Source organism: Brevibacillus sp. SYP-B805 (assembly GCF_011059135.1).
In the GTDB taxonomy this organism is placed as follows: Bacteria; Bacillota; Bacilli; order Brevibacillales; family Brevibacillaceae; genus Brevibacillus_F.
This window is the reverse complement of sequence record NZ_JAALGD010000004.1, coordinates 100598-117398: the sequence shown is the minus strand read 5'-3', so window position 1 is coordinate 117398 and position 16801 is coordinate 100598. Positions and strand designations below refer to the sequence as shown.

Here is a 16801-nt window from a genome sequence, read left to right as displayed (position 1 = left end):
TGGCAGCAGGTTTACGGAGAACGAAGGCGGCGATGTTCATTGCCCAAATCCACAAAATCCAGGTTCATGGAAGCGATATGCTGTCTGGTTTCCTCCGTGCCCAGCCGGTAAATCATGGCGTAGATCTCCTGCAGGCTCTTGTCGTGGGCGTCGTTTTCCGTGTCGATGTGGTAGGGAATGACGGGAATGTGGGAACGCCAGAACGAGTCGACATCATACGAGTCCTTTTGGGCGAACAAGCGACCAAGGACTTCCACATCGTCGGGAGTTGCCTCGATTTCGAATTCATAGGCCGCGTCTCCCTGATGTTCCATCACCGTACCCGCCTGCACCGACACGTAGTATCTTTTTTTCTCCATGTGGAAAAAGCCTCCTTACGTCTGAAATACAGCCATCACCAGGAGCGCCAGCAAAACCAGCATGGCCAGCCCCATCGCGATCAGCGTGGGATTGGCCAACAGCTGATGCCTGGCCAGCGTCTGGCTGATATCCTTGTCCAGTTCGCGTTTTTCCTGCCTCCTGATCACGCGGATGGCATACAGAAAACCTGCCAGCATGAGAAGGAAGGCGATGCCCAGAAGAAGTATGTACACAAAGCATGTCTCCTTTGCCTGAAGGAATACGGGTACTTCTAGTTTGCAAAAAATCAGGAATATTATCCCTCGCGTTTGCCCGTTGGTCTGCCATGGGGATGGTTGTAACCGGTTTCGACGGGGGAGTTTGGATCGGGGAGGTTAGGGATGGAACATATCCAGCCATTTGTTGAAAACATGCGAAAGATGCAGTTCCAGATGAGACGCATCATCGATTTCGTCAGCGCGAAGGAAGCGTTGACCCCGCCGATGATCTTTCTGCTGTTTCATCTCGCGCACCGCGGGCCGCTCAAGGTTACCGATATTGCCGATCTGTTTGCGATCACATCCGGCGCCGCGACCGGCTTTTCGGACAAAATGGAGCAGCTTGGGCTGGTGCAGAAGACAAGGAGCGACGAAGACCGGCGCGTCGTCTGTGTAACCTTGACCGGCAAGGGAGAGGAAAAAGTGCGGCAGATGAAAGAGCGGCTGCTGGAGATGTACGGCGAGGTTTTCCGCGAGGTGGAAGCGGAGGAACTCAACCGGATGACGCAGACGTTGGAAAGGATTTCCGATCTGCTGGAACAGTTCATGGATCATCAGGAAAGGAAGCGATGAGGACGCAGCGGCTATGCTGCACGGCCACCCTGCCACAGCGGCGGGGCGGCTTTTTTTTGTAGCGATTGCCGAGTGGGTAGAGCGATCCCTTAAGTCGGCGGGGGCAAAAGCGCAGGCAAGGTTGGGCGGACGCCTAACACGTTTTGGGTATTTGCCTCATAGAGTGATTGCGGATAGTCAATAACCCATTTGAGGAGGGGTGCGATTGGATTCGCAATGGAGATTTTACAAACCGTATGTCAGTCCATTTGATCCCTGTCGGCCGCAAACCGTCAAAAGATATGTAGTGGCGCCCAATCAGTTTCTGGTGTTTCAGCCGCCCAATCTGCCCCAGTTCCCCCCGATGAAGGCGCTGCGAAAGGGGACCTTGTGGCCGGCCTTGTTCAGTCCGTATGACGGTCAAGGTGAGCAGAGAGCGGGTGATTCTTGTGAGTGACAGCGCGAGACAGATGGACGAACGGTACTATCATCTGCTGCATCAACTCCAGGCGATTGATTTTGTGCTGATCGAGCTGAACCTGTTCCTGGATACCCATCCCAACGATGTCGAGGCGCTTCAACAGTTCAATCATCATGTGCAGGAGCGCTGGAGGATCGCCCATGAACTGGAGAGACAATACGGACCGTTGATGAACTACGGTCACAGTTTTTCAGGATTCCCCTGGCAGTGGGTCGACGCGCCCTGGCCATGGCAGGTGTAACGGAAGGAGAAGCGCGACATGTGGATCTACGAGAAAAAGCTGCAATATCCGGTGCGGGTAGGCAAATGCGATTTGAAAATGGCCAAATTTCTGATGGAACAGTATGGAGGCGCCGACGGCGAGCTTGCGGCCGCGCTGCGCTATCTGAACCAGCGTTACTCCATTCCCGACAAGGTGATCGGGCTGTTGACCGACATCGGGACGGAAGAATTTGCCCATCTCGAAATGATCGCCACCATGGTGTACAAACTCGTCAAGGATGCGACGCCGGAAGAGATGGAAGCGGCAGGACTGGGCGCCCATTTTGCCAACCATGACCGGGCGCTGTTTTACAGCAATGCGGCAGGGGTTCCCTGGACGGCCGCTTATATTCAGGCCAAAGGCGACCCGATTGCCGATCTGTATGAGGACATCGCGGCGGAAGAGAAGGCGCGGGCCACTTACCAGTGGTTGATCGATATGACGGATGACGTCGATCTGCAGGACGGCCTGAAATTCCTGCGCGAGCGGGAGATTATCCATGCGCTGCGGTTCCGGGAAGCCGTGGAGTTGATCAAGGAGGAGCAGGAGAGAAAGAAAGTGTTCTGAGGACGGGGAACCGATCTATTCCGCATAGGAACCTCCCGCGAAGTACATCATACTTTGTGGAGGTGATGCACAATGACAGTAGGCGTCAAAATGCAGCAGACGCTTGCAAGCGCACAATCGGTTCTGGCCAACCTGAACTCGTTTGCCCTGGAGACCCAAGATCAAGCGGCGAAAGCCATGTTCAACTCCCTTGCCCAAACGCAAAAAACGGTGTGTGATCAGTTAAGCCAACGCTTGCAGTACATTCAGGAACAGGAGCCGCAATACAAGCAGCAGTAACAGGAAACACGACAGCCGCCATCAACGGATGGTGGCGTTTTTCATGTGCGGGAACATTTTTTATGGGCAGCATGTTTGAACGGGAAAAAAGCCATTCGTGCGAATTGTGAGGTAGACAAAAGTACCAGGAAAGAAGTATTATTGACTATTGGATTCAAACATGCGGCAGCGTCGTTCGCATGGCCCTCGGAAACATGAAAAAAGAAAAACTGCTCCGATAATCGCAAACTTGTCGAAAGGCAGGGACGCAAAGCCATGGGCCTAAGGAAAGCATTTTCTATGGTTGCCAGGTTGCCGAAGAGTGGTATGTTGCTATTCTTGAGATGCAAACCACCTTCTTTACGGACGGTGGTTTGTTTTTTCATGCCACCTTCTTGCCCGCAGGTCGGGACGATCAGACAGGAGGCGGTACGATGAATCTTTGCAATGAGTGTCCGGAAAATGAGGCGTGTCAAGCCTGCTTATCGATGATTGATGGGGGAACGCTGCGGAAAAAGGTGGTTCCCCCACTGCCGGTGAAACTGTGCAATGTGGATGGCACAAAAACCTATCACGGCAAATTGTGCGCCGTCAGCCGGGTGGCGATGTTGATCCAAACAGACGCTCCCAGCGCCATCTATGACGTGGAGATCGATCAAAAGATCAAGGCGCGGTTATCACCGGTATTTCAGGAAAGACGGACCGGCCTGATTGCCTTCGATATTGTGGAAGTGATGCGGAAAGGAACGGCAGACACCCGTCTCTCGAAAGATGAATACGAGTATTTGTTCCTGCAGAAAAAAGACGTGATCCGTCAGCTGACGGAAAACCTCGGGACGGAGATCAAAGATTATCTGCGGGAAGAATTGTACAATGCCCTGATCAAATCGGAGATCCTGGATCGGCTGAACGTCGGTTCCACCTATAAGTACGAGAAGGGGAGGCTTGTCCGGCTGACCGGGGAGAAACCTGCCTTTTTGAAAGAAGAAGAGATGCTTGCGATCATGCAGGCAGCGCTGGAGGAACATGCGCCCAAACGGGAGATGTTCTTCGACAACGCTTCCGGAAGATATGTGGATGTGCACGCCATCCCCATCGAGCACCAGGTGGGCGGTTTTGTCATCTTTGACGTGACGGAGATTGTGAACAAGGAAAAAGCCCTGCTGAAAGAACAGTGGAACAATTATAAAGAGATCATCGGGGCGCTGACCCATGGAAAAATCATGCTGATCGATCAGCAGGAATTGCAGGACAAGCTGAAGGAGCTTGTCAAGGAGAGCGAGCTCATTTTTCAGAAGAGCACAACAACATTACGGGACATACGGGAACAGGTAAAAAGGAAATTGGAGCGCTTCGGCTACCCGGAGAAGGCTCACTTCGGGGCTTTGCTGGGCGTGCAGGAAGCTGTCACCAACGCATTAAAGCACGCGGAAACGGGGTATATGCAGGTTTGGGCAGACGAGAGCCGCATGCTGATCGTCATTGCGGATCAGGGGAAAGGGATTGAGCTGCAGGATTTGCCGAAAGCAACGCTTCTAAAAGGATATTCGACAACAGGCTCCATGGGCGCAGGCTTTCTCCTGATGTCCAAGTTTAGCGACAGAGTCTACCTGAAAAGCGATCAATACGGAACGACGGTTGCACTGGAATTTTGCAAGCCAACCGAAGCGGAAAGGCCGCGCAGGCACGGGGAGGATTGAGCAGGCGTGCCCGGGACCGGAACGCCGCGGAGAAGCGCATGCGTGCACCGGTCAATTGTGAAACCGGAGAAAAATTTGCTATCATGTTGACTACTTCAGCATTTCGGATGACAAAAAGGTGATGGTGAATGTTCTCCTCCAGACCTCGTTACGCCAATCTGGATGATGTGAATCCCCTGAAATCGGTGAGAGAGCTGTGGCGCTGGCGGCAAGAGCGCAAAGCGAAACAGAAGGCCCTGTCTTTTCAGGTCCCGCGGGTGGCTGAACCCGATACGGCTTTTCTGCGGGCAAACAGGCTGCATACCACCCTCACCTGGGTGGGCCACGCCACCTTTTTCCTGCAGCTCGGCGGGCTAAACATCCTGACGGACCCGGTTTGGGCCAGGCGGATGGGCTGGGAGCGACGGTTAAGCGAGCCGGGTCTTCCGCTGGCGCAGCTGCCCGCGATCGATCTGGTGCTGATCTCCCACGGCCATTACGATCATTTGCACTTTGCCACCTTGCGCAGATTGCAGGGGGACCCGCTGTATCTGGTGCCCGCCGGCCTGGCATCATTGATGCATCGGAAAGGGTTCCGCCGTGTCAGGGAATGCTCCTGGTGGGAGGAGCATCGGGTGAACGATGTCACCTTTACCTTTGTGCCGGCCCAGCATTGGGTGCGCAGAACCCTGTGGGATACCAATGCCTCGCACTGGGGCGGTTGGGTGATGCAGAAGGACCGCGGGGAGACGATTTACTTCGCGGGAGACAGCGGGTATTTTCGCGGCTTCCAGGCGATCGGCGAACGTTTTGCGATCGATTATGCGCTGATGCCGATCGGGGCGTACGAACCCGAATGGTTCATGTCCGTGCAGCATGTGAGCCCCGAAGAGGCGGTGCAGGCGTTTCTTGATGCCAAGGCGAAAACATTCATTCCGATGCATTACGGTGCCTTCCGTCTGGCGGATGACACCCCGAAAGAGGCGCTGGATCGGCTGACGGCGGAGTGGGAACGGCGCGGTTTGCCGCAGGAACGATTGTGCATCCCGAAGCTGGGAGAGATCGTGAGGAGCGGAGGATGAGAAAACTTTATTAATAAAAAGAGGTTTATGGCGGTTTATAGCTGGGTATATCAACCATAACAAAACAAACAGAGAAACAAGCTTCTGAAAAAGGCAAACTTGTTCGAAAGACAAGGACGCAAAGCCACGGGCCTAAGGCGAATGCTATGGCAGCCGGGTTGCCGGGAAGGTTGGCAAAATCCCACCTTCTTCAAGGTGGATTTTTATTGCCATTTTTCGGTATACGGCGAGCGGCAGCCGCGTGGACATGGGAGGGAAAACATGATATACGAGTACCTGCTCCTCGTTGTGTTGATCGCATTGTGGAAGCGCGGATCGTTCAAACGGCTTGCGCAGACTGACATCAGGCAGCCGTTCCTGATCATCGCCAGCCTCTTGATGCAGATCGCGGCAATGAGCCTCTATCACCGGGTGGAATGGATGGCGCAGACGTTTACCATCTGGATCGTGCTCTCTTACGCGCTGTTGAGTTACTGCTGCTGGCTGAATCGCAGGCTGCCGGGTTTTCTGCTGTTCGGCATCGGGATGGCTCTCAACTTCATCGTGATTACGGCCAATGGCGGAAGGATGCCGGTTTCCGTCGATGCGCTGCAGTGGGCGGGCTTATCCTCCTACATCCCTCTGCTGCAGGAGGGGATCACGAAGCATCAGGCAATGACGGATGCGACCCGTCTGCCGTTGTTGGGGGATATCATCCCGCTGCGGCCGCCATTTGTCTTCAGCAGGATGGTGGTGAGTGTGGGAGATGTGGCTGCAACCTGCGGGATCTCCTGGTTCTTCTATAAAAGGATGACGCAATAGAGTCGTTTTTTCCGGGGCGCAAGCGATGTCAGGTGGAAGAAGGTGATGACGGATGAAAAAGAACATACTGTTCTGGCTGACCATGGCCGCGCTGGTGCTGTCGGCCGTCGCGAGGATTCCGCTGAAATAATCCGATCTGCACAACCGTAATGCAAGCCTGCGGCTCAAGCGCGCGGGAGAAGATTCCGCTTCAATCATCGAAGGAAAGATAGAGAGAGAAATCATTCCTGCTGCAATTCACATGCTGCTTGCGCCCCGTTTTTTATCATATCAGAAAGAAAGGATGTGCAGACATGCCAAGGATACTGAATAGCTATCTTTATACGGTATTTGCTCTCGGCATGGCTGTGCTTTTCTGTTATTTTCCCAAGCTGAATCCAGGTTCGCTGCTCGCTGTCATGATACTGGCCATCATCGCCGGTTTCATGGAAAAATATCTCGTGGAACTGCCAAACGGGACGCTGTTCTCGGGGGCGGCGATTTTTACATTTACAGCGCTATTGTGCTACGGGCTGCCGGAAGCCATGATGGTCGAGGTCGTCGTAGTGTTAAGCAGCACGGTGTTTGATCGGGTGCAGCTTTCCTATATCCTTTTCAATATCGGTCAATTTGTGCTCTCGATTGCGGCAGCAGGCAATACATACCTATGGCTTGGGGGAACGCCAGGCAGCTTTGCATGGAGTGATTTGCCCCATTTTCTGGCTGCGCTGTTGGTGTATAACCTCGTCAATTCAGGCCTGGTCTTTGTGGCCTTGTCCCATATCCAAAACAAGAACTACTTCGTTCTCTGGTACGACAGCTTGCAGGACATCGCCCTGATCTACACGGTAACCTTCTCGTTGGGGCTGCGCCTTGTGCTTACCTTTCGGGCAGACAACCAGACGCAGTTCTGGATCGAAGCCATCTTTATCTTTTTCATCTTCCTGGCTCTCCGCTATGCATTCCGACTATTTATTGAATTGCGAAAAACCTACTTGACGTCGATGGAATCTTTCACGAATATAACGGAGGACAAGCTTTCCATCAGCGTCGGGCATGCCACCCGGGTAGGGCGGCTGGCCCGCCAGATCGCGGAAGAATTGAAATTATCCCAAACGGAAATCGATGCCATTCACTACGCGGCGTTGTTTCATGATTTGGGGAAAGTCCAGGTGAAAGACAGCATTTACAAGAAGCGGGGACCGCGCACACTGGAAGAAGAGAAGGAACACCGGAAGCACGTGGAAATCAGCGCGGAGATGGTAAAAGAAATCTCCGGACTGGAAAAGGCGGCCGAATTCGTCCTTTACCACCACGAACAATGGGATGGCCGCGGCTATCCAACCGGCAAAAAAGGGGAAGAAATTCCGCTTGGCGCCCGCATTATTGCAGCGGCCAACGAATATGACCATGTGCTGTATCATGCCAAGGGGAAAAATCCGAAAAGCGAGTATGCCAAACTGGCGGATAACAAGCTTGATCCCAGGCTGGTCAAATTGGTCATGAAAATTGCCGATTTCCATATCGAGACGGAGGAAACGGCACAAGTCGACAATCAGGTGGAAGTGGTTGGACCGTCCCTTTCTCCAAGCGGTGCCCGCATCAAAATCTATCAGTCGAAGCTGCTGCAGAAGATTGGCGCCTGTCTGCTTGCCGTATACGACGATACCTTCCGCAATGGCAAAGGGGAGCCAATCGACATTCCGCTCGGGCAACACATCCTGCCGCTGGTGAAGCGGGCAAGGGAACAGCACGTCCAGGTCCGTGAATTCGTGGAAGATACGGCAAACGGCAAGGTGTATGACGTATACTGCGTGCCTTACCGGGATGTCGTCTATCTCAGCCTGTTTGATGCCTCCACCATCATTGACTATGAGCAGAAGCAGGAAGAACGGATCAAGCTGCTGTACCGGGACGTGATTTATTCCGTCACCCAGGGAAAAATGCTGCTTTCCGATGACCAGGAGATCGCGCAGTTCTATCGGTCCGAACTGCTGGCCGAAGTGCCGATTACGGCAAAGAAAGACGTGGCCATCTGCCGCGATCAGGTCTCCAAGCATCTGGATCGACTGGGCGTACCGGAGAAGATGAAGTTCAGCATCCTGCTGTGTACCTCGGAGGCGGCGACCAATGTACTGAAACACGCCATCGACGGCCGGATGAAACTGTTCGTGGATGAGCCGTTCCTGCGCGTGATCGTAGAGGACAACGGCAGCGGCATCGAGTTGTCCGAGATTCCCAAGTCGACCCTGATGACGGGTTATTCGTCAAAAGTCTCGATGGGACATGGGTTCAGTCTCATGCTGAAGCTGATGAACCGCGTGGTGCTGAGTACCGGTCCGCAGGGGACCACGGTTGTGTTGGAAGCAAAACTGGACAGCGACAGGGAAGCGGAACCCCGTCTCTCCCATGCACCGCACAGCGTTGATTCCCTGTCGTCGATACCCGTCCAGCCCGTTCTGCGCGGCGGTACATAATGGCCATAACGTCATATCAAACCTGTGGTGATACGGGATGAAAGCTGCTCGCAGTCGAATCATGACGCAATTGCTGTTACGCTTTGGGCTGGTGATCAATCTCCTGGGCTTTGCCATGATCGCCATCCTCTATGTCCTCTTGAGCAGGGCATACCATGCCGACCAGCAGGAAGAGATTCAAACGGTCAGCAAGGTGGTGCTTGAGGCGATGGCATCGTCCCACAAAGCCAGCCAAACCGTCGAACACCTCATTGATATCCATTTGCAAACCGTTTCCAAGGAGATCGCGGAACGGCTGAAGGGGAGATCGCTGGACGCCATCAGCCTGCAGGAACTGCTTGACCTGAAGAAAACGTACGACCTGGCTGGCATCTCCCTTTTTGTCCGAAAAGGAGACGATATCGTCATCGCCAAATCGACCGACATTCACGAGCTGGGGTTGAGCGCCAAGAGCTGGGGGTATTGGTTTACCGCCTTTCAGCAGCTGATGAATCGGGAGCAGGTGACGGTCGAAAAAGGATACAGGAGCGATCACTTTTGGGTCGGGCCGATCTCCAAATCCGAATGGGAGCAGCGCTATTACAAATATGCCTACTATTTTGACGGTTCATCCCCCTTTATGATCAATCCTTACATGGATGCGGAGAAAGTGTATCAGCTCAGCATCGAATCAGGCCCGAACCAGCTGATTGAACAGATCAGCAGGGAGAGCGCACTGATCGATCGGATCGCCGTTGTCAATGTGCCCGCGTTCCTGAAGGGGGCCGACAATCAAGTGATTGAACCGGAAAATGATCTTCCCGTACTCTATGGCACACTGGACCCTGATCTCCCGGAGAACGGGAAGCTGCTGGAAGAAGCGTGGCGCACCAAGCAAATGCAAAGCATCCGATTCGAACGAGAGGGGAAGGTAAAAAACAGCATCTATCTCGCCTTGCCGCAAAATCGGGTGATGGTGTTTACCACCGACTTGACGAAACAGGAAGCGGAACGGACACAGCTGATCACCGTCATGATCGCGGGCCAATGCCTGTCGATGCTGCTGCTCTTCGTGATCTTTCATGCGGTGACAAAGCGGCAGCTCAGGCCGCTCATGCAAATGGCCGACCATATCAGCCGAGTATCCGACGGAGATTTGACCCAAACATTGCGTATTCACGAGAATAACGAATGGGATCAGCTGGCGGAAAAGATCAGCCAGATGACGGAAAAAATGCGGCAGTTGATCCTGCAGATCAAAAAGGAAATCCATTCCCTGCACGTGCTCTCCAGCCTGTTATCCCAGCGCGTCTATGCGTCGATCAACAGTATGAATACCCGTTCTCTCTTGATGACGGAAGAGTCCAAAGCCCTGCTGGTCGAGCTGGACGCCTGCGGGGAAACCATCCAGGAATACGTACAGGCTGCCACGAAGCTGCTGCAGCAAGGGGAATGGAGCCCGGCAGATCTCGCTGCGCTGGAAGAAAGCGTGGGAGCAATGGGCAACAAGGTGCAGCAGCTATCCGCTCTATCCCATTCACATGCCGGCAATCTGGTGAATCTCAGTATTGCTTTCCACGATTCGCTAAGCGAATTGAGTGGAATTATTGACAATATTGATCACCTGACGGAAGAGCTGAAGGAAAAAATAGGGATGTTCCGTCTGGGCGAGTAGACAGGAGGTACAACTATGGTAAAAATACATCATGTGCAAACGGATCGCCACCATGTGCTGGAAGTGGAAGGGGTGCTTGATATCTTTACCATCGAAAACTTTGATGCTGCCCTGGAAGAGATACAGGACGTGTCGTCACTGACGATCGATTTTTCCCGGTTGACGTTCATCGATTCCACCGGCATCGGTGCGATCTTGCGGGCGATCCACTTGTCGCAGGAACAGGGTTTCCCTATTTCTTTAACCGGTATGAATGAAGAGATTCTCGATATGTTCGAAACGGTGGGGGTACTGCGGGTGTTGGAAGCATTGCAGAAGGGGGAAAAGTAAATGGGATCAAATGAGCTGGATCCAATAAGACAGGGGGCTTCTTCCCCTTGGGGACGCCCCGACAGCTCATCGCTGGAAGACCTGGAGAAGACGCTAAGGCGGGAAATCCATCTGGCGAAACATATTCAGATGCGATTGCTCAACGGCAGGAAGCCGAACCTGCGGGAAGGCGCATTGACGGGAAGATCGATTCCCGCGCGCTTGATCGGCGGCGATTATTACGATTTCTATCCGCTGCCGGGCGGGAGCATCCGCATCGTGATCGGAGATGTGATGGGAAAGGGAATTCCCGCAGCGATGCTGATGATCCTTACCCGGGGAGCTTTCCGCAGTGCATCAGCCACCGCGAAAAGTCCCGGTGAGACGCTAACGGCCATGAATCAGGCCCTGTACGAGGATTTGCGCGCGTTATCTTCCTTTGTCACGGTATTTTGTGCAGACTGGAATCCGGTGACGAATCTGTTCACCTATGCGAATGCGGGTCACACGCAGCCTCTTCTTGTCAAAGGCAGCCGAGGCGTCAGCGAGATTCCGAGAAACAATGGCGTCATGCTGGGGGGACTGCCCGGACAGACATATGGGGAAAACCAGATCCGACTTGAAGCCGATGATACTGTCTTTTTTTACACCGACGGGATTATCGAAGCGGAAAACAAGCGGGGCGAACAGTTTTCGCGCCAGCGTTTGATCGAGCTGCTGCACAAGCATGGCGATCAAAACGTGAATCAGCTTGAACAGACGGTGGTTGATGCGATTCAGGACTTTACCGAAGATTTGCCGCAGAAGGACGATATCACCATGGTGATTATCAAGGCGGGCAAAAACGGGAATCTCCCTCCATCCGGCGAATCAGCAAGGAAGTGGTGATGCAGATGAGCAGAAGCGTAGTGTCCAGGGGAAAAGACGTGCAGGAAGCGATTGCGCTTGCCTTGCAGCTGTTGAATACGCAGAGAGACAACGTTGACATCGAAGTATTGGAAGTCGAATCAAAAGGTCTCTGGGGGATCGGACGGAAACCCGCTGTCGTCAAAGTCTCCACCAGAGAGGGGAGAAGCGCCGGATCCACATCTCCTGCCGACTCCGCCGCCCTGCCCACAGCGCCTGACAAAACGGATGCCTTTGAGGAACTGGTCCGCACCATCGAGCAGCTGGAGATACCGGAAGATTCGCTTTCTTCCGTCCCTGAACGGCGGGATTCCGCGACGGCAGCCCGGCATGCGGAGGGCAAAGTCTGGGTCCGTAACGGGCAGATCTATTGCAAGGATGGCATCAACAAATTTCCAACCGTCACGCCCTGCAAGGGGGCCGTGTTGTACAAAAACGGCGAGCCGGTTGACGGGAGCGTCATTGTGACGGAAAATGATACCCTGCGCGTCGAAACGGAGCGGGAAGTGACGCCTACGAAATGGGAGATTTTTCTTTCCCCTGATCAATTGAAAGCCATTTTGCAGGTGAAACCGGGCAGTATCATCGAGCGAAAGCTGCTTGACCAAGAACCGGCAGATCATCTTGATCTGCGTTTGGAGGAAATACGTATCCGGAAAAACGACATCGATATCAAGAGGGTGCTTGATCGGGCTGCCGAATTGGGGATCGTACAGGGAATCAATCATGCCGAAATCGTGCGTGCATGCGAATCGGAGGAAGGGGGCGAATTCGTCATTGCGGTCGGCAGGGAGCCCGAGCCTGGTATCGATGGGTATCTCGAGTTCATGGTAGACGTGTCGGAGCAGACGAGCGGTCCGCGTGAACGCTATAACGGGACGATCGATTACCGGGAGAAGAAACGCATTCCTTCCGTAAAAAAAGGGGAGGTCATCGCGATCGTTCGACCCCCGAGGGAGGGAAGGCCCGGTTTGACCGTAACAGGGGTTACCCTGCTTCCTCCGCCTGTTCGGGCCATGGAGGTGAAGACGGGGAAGGGCGCGGTCCTGATGGAGGATGGGATGAAGGTGGTCGCCATCGAGGCGGGACGTCCGCACGTTCAGATCCGCGGCCGCTTGGCCAAAATCGCCGTTCTTGAAAAACTGTACCATGACGATGACGTCGACATGAGGTCGGGAAACATCCGCTTCACGGGAGACGTGGAAATTTTCGGGAACGTGGAAGAAGGCATGGAGGTAAGTGCGGAAGGAGACATCATTCTGCACAAAAATGTGAATATGGCGAAGATTACGTCCGGCAATTCGATCGAGATTCTGGGCAACGTCATCGGCAGCGAGGTTGTAGCCGGGAAAAGCAATCTGTTCATCGCCGAAATGTCGCTGCTGTTGGGAGAGATGGCCGTACAAATCAGACAGATCATCACAGCCGTCGAGCAGCTCTATCGAACCCCGGCCTTCAAAACGGCTGACATCCAACGGGTCGGGTTAAGCTCGCTGATCAAGATCCTGCTGGAAAGCAAATTCAAGGCGTTTCCCGGTTTGGTGAAGCAATTTTATGAAAAAGCCCGGGAAAACAAACAGGTGCTGGATGACGAATGGCTGGAGTTTGCCAACCGTCTGTATCTTGGCTTTTGTACGATCCATCCGAATGAATTAAAGGGCATTGAAGATCTGGAACGAATCAAGCACAAGCTGAATGAGCTGCATCAATTCAGCCTGACTCCCCCTGACCCCAACGCCAGCATCCATCTGCCGTACGCGCTGAACAGCCAAATCTACTGCAGCGGCGATATTGTGGTGACCGGCCAGGGCTGCTACAACACCCGAATTTACGCCGGCGGGGTTCTCAAGGTGAAAGGTTTCCTGCGCGGCGGGGATATTTATGCCGGATGGGGGGCGGAAATCACGGAAGCAGGCACCAAAGGCGGGGTTCCCACCCGCATTGTCGTTCCGCACGACCGCAGCATCATCATCAAACTGGCGATGGAAGATACGGTGGTTCAGGTGGGAAAAAAACAGCACAAGTTTTTGCAGGAGACGCGCAACATTTACGCCCGCCTGGATCAAAACAACGAACTGCTTCTGTTCTGAGGAAGAAAGGAGGTGCCTCATGTTTCACTATCAGGTAACGGTCGAAGATACCAAAAGCGTGCTGTCGCTGAACGGGGATTTGGATATCGACGCGTTTGAAACCGTGAAGGAAGAGATCATGACGGAGCAGTATTCCACCCAGCATGTGGAAATCGATTTCTCCCGCGTCCGGTTTGTCGACTCCACCGGGATCGGACTGTTGATCGATCTCGTCCACCATCTGCGGAACGGCGGCAAGGCGATTACCATTGCCAACGTCTCGCGCGAGGTGCAGGAGGTTTTCTCGCTGCTGCAGCTTGCCGACATATTGGGGAAGGACGTGTTTATCTGACCAGGATGGACGCGACGCCATCTGCTGACAGTCCGCATGCAGCCTGAGCGGCCGGATTGCCTTTACAATCCGGCCACCAGGCGGGGCACCCGCTGTGAGACCTGCCTGAACAGTTCCTCTTCCGGGATCGTCAGCAGCTGTCTGTTCCGCATCAGGATGCGGCCGTCGACAATCGTGGTGTCCACATCAGCACCGGTCGCGCTGTACGCGAGAAGCGCGTACAGGTTGTGGACGGGCTGCAGGTGGGGCTTCTGCAGATCGATGAGAATCACATCCGCCCGTTTGCCTTCCTCCAATGTGCCGACCTGACCGTCAATGCCGAGCAGCCGGGCGCTGTCGATGGTCGCCATCTGCAGGGCCCGTTTGGCCGGCAGCTGCGTGGGATCGCCGTGGTTCACCTTTTGCAGCCAGGCGGCCGCCTTGATCTCGGCAAACATGTCCAGGGTTGTGGCGCTGCCCGCTCCGTCCGTTCCCAGGCCGACCGTCAAGCCCTGTGCAGCCATTTCCGCTACGGGCGCGATGCCGCACCCCAGCTTCAGATTGCTGACGGGGTTGTGGGCGATCCCGCCGCGCATGCCCCGCAGGCAGCCGATATCCCGGCGAGTCAGATGGACGCCGTGCGCCAGGAGGACATGCGTCTTGTCAAACATGCCGAGATGGTACAGATACTCGGTCGGCGTCTGTCCGTACTTCTCCCGGATCTTTCCGATCTCTTCCCTGGTTTCGGCCAGATGGATGTGAATCGGGATGCCGCGCGTGCGCGCCAGTTCAATCACTTCCGAAAGCGGCTCGGGGGGACAGGTATACGGCGCGTGCGGCCCCAGCATCGTCGTGATCCGGCCGTTTGCGGCGCCCGACCACTTGTCCACCAGATCGATCGCTTCCTGCATGCGGCGGCCGCCGTCATCCTGCAGGAAGACAAGCCCGCGTGCGAGGGAAGCCCGCATCCCGCTCTCCTGCACGGCCGCCGCGATCGTGTCCATCCGGATGTACATGTCGGCGAAGGCCGTCGTGCCGGACCGGATCATCTCGGCCATCGCCAATTGAGCCCCCCAGTAGATATCCTCGCTGTCCATCCGCTCTTCTGCCGGGAGCATTTTCTTCTCCAGCCAATCCATCAGCTTCAGATCATCCGAAAAACCGCGCAGCAGCGTCATGGCCGAGTGCTGATGCGCATTGATCAGCCCCGGCATCGCCACCATGCCCTGCGCGTGAATCGTCTCGTCGGCAGCCGCTTCGACGGCCGGCGCAATCGCCGCGATTCTTCCGTCCGCGATCAGGATATCTCCCGCAAACGGCTCATCTTCCTCCCGCATGGTCAGAATGGTTGCGCCTTTGATCAGAATCGATGTCATATCCGCTTCACTCCTTCATCATTGGTTGCATGGAAGAAGTGTAAAGCTTGACGCAGGGGGAAGGTCAATCGGGATGACGGACGTTTTTTTCCAGCCAGAGAGCGGTGATCGTGCCATCCCGGAACGTGGCAAAAAAGGTGAGAACATTGGCTTGGGCAGGATAACGGAGGAGATACGCGGCGTGGGTGTCGCTCTCCCGCTCCCATTCGGGCTTGCCCAAGGCCCGGCGGACATCTTCCGCGCGCAAGTACCCGATCTGCTGCTGGAACACCCAGAGAATCGCTGCTTTCCCCGTATCATCATAGAGCACCGCACATCCGCAGGCGGCATACAGGTGGAAGATGCCGCCTTCATAGGCATAGGTATCGACCGGTTTTCCCCAGGTTTTCTCAATGTCTTCCCGGGCGGCACCCAGCGTGACGGGAATGCCTTTTACCTCTCCCCGCGCCGCAAGGGCAAGCATCTCCTTCTCCACGATGCCGAAATCTTTCGGCCTGGTGGCGATCACGGCGGTCCGGGCATACGCAACCCACTCCACCTGCGCCCCCAGCGATTCGCTGACGAAGCGCAGCGGCACCAGCATCCCGCCTTTCTGCGGGCGCGGGGCAAGCGGCAGTTTCACCCGTTGGCCGTTCACCACAGCGAAGGAGGTTCCCGCCCGCAGCTGCAGCTTGTTGCTCCCCTTGACCGCCGTGATGGTTGTCCAGGCCGGATCGTGCTCCACCTGCGCCCCCAGGGAGGCGAAAAGCTCCGCGGCGGAGACCAACAGCCGGTCTTGGACGATCGTATACTCGAATTGTTCCATGTAGGTAAGTACGTTGCCGTCCACCTCGATGGCTGCGGCAGGAGCATCCGCCGCATGGGCGGTCCGTCCGGCAGCGAGCGCGATGATGAGACCGAACGCCATATGGAAAAGAACCATCGTCAACCGTTTCATTCCGCCTCATTCCTTCGTAGGGGATTGGATGGATATGACAAGACCCTTCCTGAACCGTTTCCGGTACTGGCTTTACAGAGAAAGACAGGTTGGTTTGACAAAAAGTTGCTGATCTGGGTTGATGTATACATCTCCGCCCCAAAGCCGGATCGTCTCATCATGGCTCGTCCGGCGTGGGCGGCCGGGTCTCTTTCTGTTACCACCAACGTATGCACGCATGATCCAAAATAGAAGCATCCCGCCCATTTCCCACCGCCGCCGCATTCGTTATAATAGTCGGAAGATCAAGCTGGAAGATCGTGGGCTTTTCCAATGCAGAATAAGACTGGAACATGTATCTAGTTTCAGACCGATGACAAACGTCTGTTTGGGGCATGGAGGAATGGGGCCAGGCGAGCTCCTTTGACGACCGACCCAGCGGAGAAACAAAGACGCGGGGTCACAGGGGGCGTGAGTCTCACTTC

At 54.9% G+C, this 16801-nt stretch carries 18 protein-coding genes and 2 riboswitches; of the genes, 14 read left to right on the top strand and 4 right to left on the bottom strand.

The window, feature by feature from the left end:
• Positions 1-11: 11 nt before the first annotated feature.
• A complete protein-coding gene (locus G3578_RS06920; protein WP_165210547.1) occupies positions 12-359 on the bottom strand; it encodes a hypothetical protein in 348 nt (115 codons plus the stop codon).
• Between the two features lie 15 nt (positions 360-374).
• The gene (locus tag G3578_RS06915) at positions 375-593 is read right to left on the bottom strand and encodes a hypothetical protein (protein WP_165210544.1); all 219 of its coding nucleotides are present in this window, start codon (positions 591-593) and stop codon (positions 375-377) included.
• A 147-nt stretch (positions 594-740) separates the two neighbouring features.
• On the opposite strand from G3578_RS06915, the gene G3578_RS06910 reads away from it, so the two are divergent.
• The 14 genes from G3578_RS06910 to G3578_RS06845 all read left to right on the top strand — a co-directional run bounded on the left by G3578_RS06910 (position 741) and on the right by G3578_RS06845 (position 14045).
• Positions 741-1190, top strand: coding sequence for a MarR family winged helix-turn-helix transcriptional regulator (locus G3578_RS06910; protein ID WP_165210541.1), 450 nt, complete (start codon positions 741-743; stop codon positions 1188-1190).
• Positions 1191-1395: 205 nt separating this feature from the next.
• Positions 1396-1626 carry a spore coat associated protein CotJA gene (locus G3578_RS06905; RefSeq protein WP_165210538.1) on the top strand — a complete coding sequence of 77 codons (231 nt, stop codon included), beginning with the start codon at positions 1396-1398 and terminating at the stop codon, positions 1624-1626.
• 13 nt (positions 1627-1639) lie between these two features.
• Positions 1640-1891, top strand: coding sequence for a spore coat protein CotJB (locus tag G3578_RS06900; RefSeq protein ID WP_165211012.1), 252 nt, complete (start codon positions 1640-1642; stop codon positions 1889-1891).
• 18 nt (positions 1892-1909) lie between these two features.
• On the top strand, positions 1910-2479 hold the full coding sequence (locus G3578_RS06895) for a manganese catalase family protein (RefSeq protein ID WP_165210535.1): 570 nt from the start codon (positions 1910-1912) through the stop codon (positions 2477-2479).
• 72 nt (positions 2480-2551) lie between these two features.
• On the top strand, positions 2552-2758 hold the full coding sequence (locus tag G3578_RS06890; RefSeq protein ID WP_165210532.1) for a DUF1657 domain-containing protein: 207 nt from the start codon (positions 2552-2554) through the stop codon (positions 2756-2758).
• A 212-nt stretch (positions 2759-2970) separates the two neighbouring features.
• Positions 2971-3057: riboswitch (cyclic di-GMP riboswitch) on the top strand.
• Between the two features lie 114 nt (positions 3058-3171).
• Positions 3172-4437, top strand: a complete 1266-nt coding sequence (locus tag G3578_RS06885) for an ATP-binding protein (protein WP_165210529.1) — start codon at positions 3172-3174, stop codon at positions 4435-4437.
• A gap of 128 nt (positions 4438-4565) precedes the next feature.
• Complete coding sequence (locus G3578_RS06880; RefSeq protein WP_165210526.1) at positions 4566-5498, top strand: MBL fold metallo-hydrolase; 933 nt, start codon at positions 4566-4568, stop codon at positions 5496-5498.
• Between the two features lie 82 nt (positions 5499-5580).
• Positions 5581-5664: riboswitch (cyclic di-GMP riboswitch) on the top strand.
• A 95-nt stretch (positions 5665-5759) separates the two neighbouring features.
• The gene (locus G3578_RS06875; protein WP_165210523.1) at positions 5760-6299 is read left to right on the top strand and encodes a DUF5317 domain-containing protein; all 540 of its coding nucleotides are present in this window, start codon (positions 5760-5762) and stop codon (positions 6297-6299) included.
• Positions 6300-6592: 293 nt separating this feature from the next.
• Positions 6593-8755, top strand: coding sequence for an HD domain-containing phosphohydrolase (locus tag G3578_RS06870; RefSeq protein ID WP_165210520.1), 2163 nt, complete (start codon positions 6593-6595; stop codon positions 8753-8755).
• Between the two features lie 61 nt (positions 8756-8816).
• On the top strand, positions 8817-10409 hold the full coding sequence (locus G3578_RS06865) for a methyl-accepting chemotaxis protein (RefSeq protein WP_165210517.1): 1593 nt from the start codon (positions 8817-8819) through the stop codon (positions 10407-10409).
• Between the two features lie 15 nt (positions 10410-10424).
• Positions 10425-10739, top strand: a complete 315-nt coding sequence (locus G3578_RS06860) for an STAS domain-containing protein (RefSeq protein ID WP_165210514.1) — start codon at positions 10425-10427, stop codon at positions 10737-10739.
• Complete coding sequence (locus tag G3578_RS06855; RefSeq protein ID WP_165210511.1) at positions 10740-11606, top strand: PP2C family protein-serine/threonine phosphatase; 867 nt, start codon at positions 10740-10742, stop codon at positions 11604-11606.
• Between the two features lie 5 nt (positions 11607-11611).
• Positions 11612-13714 carry a flagellar assembly protein A gene (locus tag G3578_RS06850; protein WP_165210508.1) on the top strand — a complete coding sequence of 701 codons (2103 nt, stop codon included), beginning with the start codon at positions 11612-11614 and terminating at the stop codon, positions 13712-13714.
• 19 nt (positions 13715-13733) lie between these two features.
• Positions 13734-14045, top strand: a complete 312-nt coding sequence (locus G3578_RS06845) for an STAS domain-containing protein (protein WP_165210505.1) — start codon at positions 13734-13736, stop codon at positions 14043-14045.
• Between the two features lie 62 nt (positions 14046-14107).
• Here the strand turns inward: G3578_RS06845 and G3578_RS06840 are convergent, their stop codons facing one another.
• Both G3578_RS06840 and G3578_RS06835 read right to left on the bottom strand, forming a co-directional pair.
• A complete protein-coding gene (locus tag G3578_RS06840; RefSeq protein WP_165210502.1) occupies positions 14108-15400 on the bottom strand; it encodes an amidohydrolase in 1293 nt (430 codons plus the stop codon).
• A gap of 64 nt (positions 15401-15464) precedes the next feature.
• On the bottom strand, positions 15465-16337 hold the full coding sequence (locus G3578_RS06835) for a stalk domain-containing protein (RefSeq protein WP_165210499.1): 873 nt from the start codon (positions 16335-16337) through the stop codon (positions 15465-15467).
• Between the last annotated feature and the right edge of the window lie 464 nt (positions 16338-16801).

Excerpts from the sequence above, each read along its gene's own strand:
- G3578_RS06835 (WP_165210499.1), bottom strand. The coding sequence starts at position 16,337 with ATGAAACGGTTGACGATGGTTCTTTTCCATATGGCGTTCGGTCTCATC.
- G3578_RS06845 (WP_165210505.1), top strand. The coding sequence starts at position 13,734 with ATGTTTCACTATCAGGTAACGGTCGAAGATACCAAAAGCGTGCTGTCG.
- G3578_RS06850 (WP_165210508.1), top strand. The coding sequence starts at position 11,612 with ATGAGCAGAAGCGTAGTGTCCAGGGGAAAAGACGTGCAGGAAGCGATT.
- G3578_RS06870 (WP_165210520.1), top strand. The coding sequence starts at position 6,593 with ATGCCAAGGATACTGAATAGCTATCTTTATACGGTATTTGCTCTCGGC.
- G3578_RS06910 (WP_165210541.1), top strand. The coding sequence starts at position 741 with ATGGAACATATCCAGCCATTTGTTGAAAACATGCGAAAGATGCAGTTC.
- G3578_RS06895 (WP_165210535.1), top strand. The coding sequence starts at position 1,910 with ATGTGGATCTACGAGAAAAAGCTGCAATATCCGGTGCGGGTAGGCAAA.
- G3578_RS06885 (WP_165210529.1), top strand. The coding sequence starts at position 3,172 with ATGAATCTTTGCAATGAGTGTCCGGAAAATGAGGCGTGTCAAGCCTGC.
- G3578_RS06875 (WP_165210523.1), top strand. The coding sequence starts at position 5,760 with ATGATATACGAGTACCTGCTCCTCGTTGTGTTGATCGCATTGTGGAAG.
- G3578_RS06860 (WP_165210514.1), top strand. The coding sequence starts at position 10,425 with ATGGTAAAAATACATCATGTGCAAACGGATCGCCACCATGTGCTGGAA.
- G3578_RS06920 (WP_165210547.1), bottom strand. The coding sequence starts at position 359 with ATGGAGAAAAAAAGATACTACGTGTCGGTGCAGGCGGGTACGGTGATG.
- G3578_RS06880 (WP_165210526.1), top strand. The coding sequence starts at position 4,566 with ATGTTCTCCTCCAGACCTCGTTACGCCAATCTGGATGATGTGAATCCC.
- G3578_RS06890 (WP_165210532.1), top strand. The coding sequence starts at position 2,552 with ATGACAGTAGGCGTCAAAATGCAGCAGACGCTTGCAAGCGCACAATCG.
- G3578_RS06865 (WP_165210517.1), top strand. The coding sequence starts at position 8,817 with ATGACGCAATTGCTGTTACGCTTTGGGCTGGTGATCAATCTCCTGGGC.
- G3578_RS06900 (WP_165211012.1), top strand. The coding sequence starts at position 1,640 with ATGGACGAACGGTACTATCATCTGCTGCATCAACTCCAGGCGATTGAT.
- G3578_RS06855 (WP_165210511.1), top strand. The coding sequence starts at position 10,740 with ATGGGATCAAATGAGCTGGATCCAATAAGACAGGGGGCTTCTTCCCCT.
- G3578_RS06840 (WP_165210502.1), bottom strand. The coding sequence starts at position 15,400 with ATGACATCGATTCTGATCAAAGGCGCAACCATTCTGACCATGCGGGAG.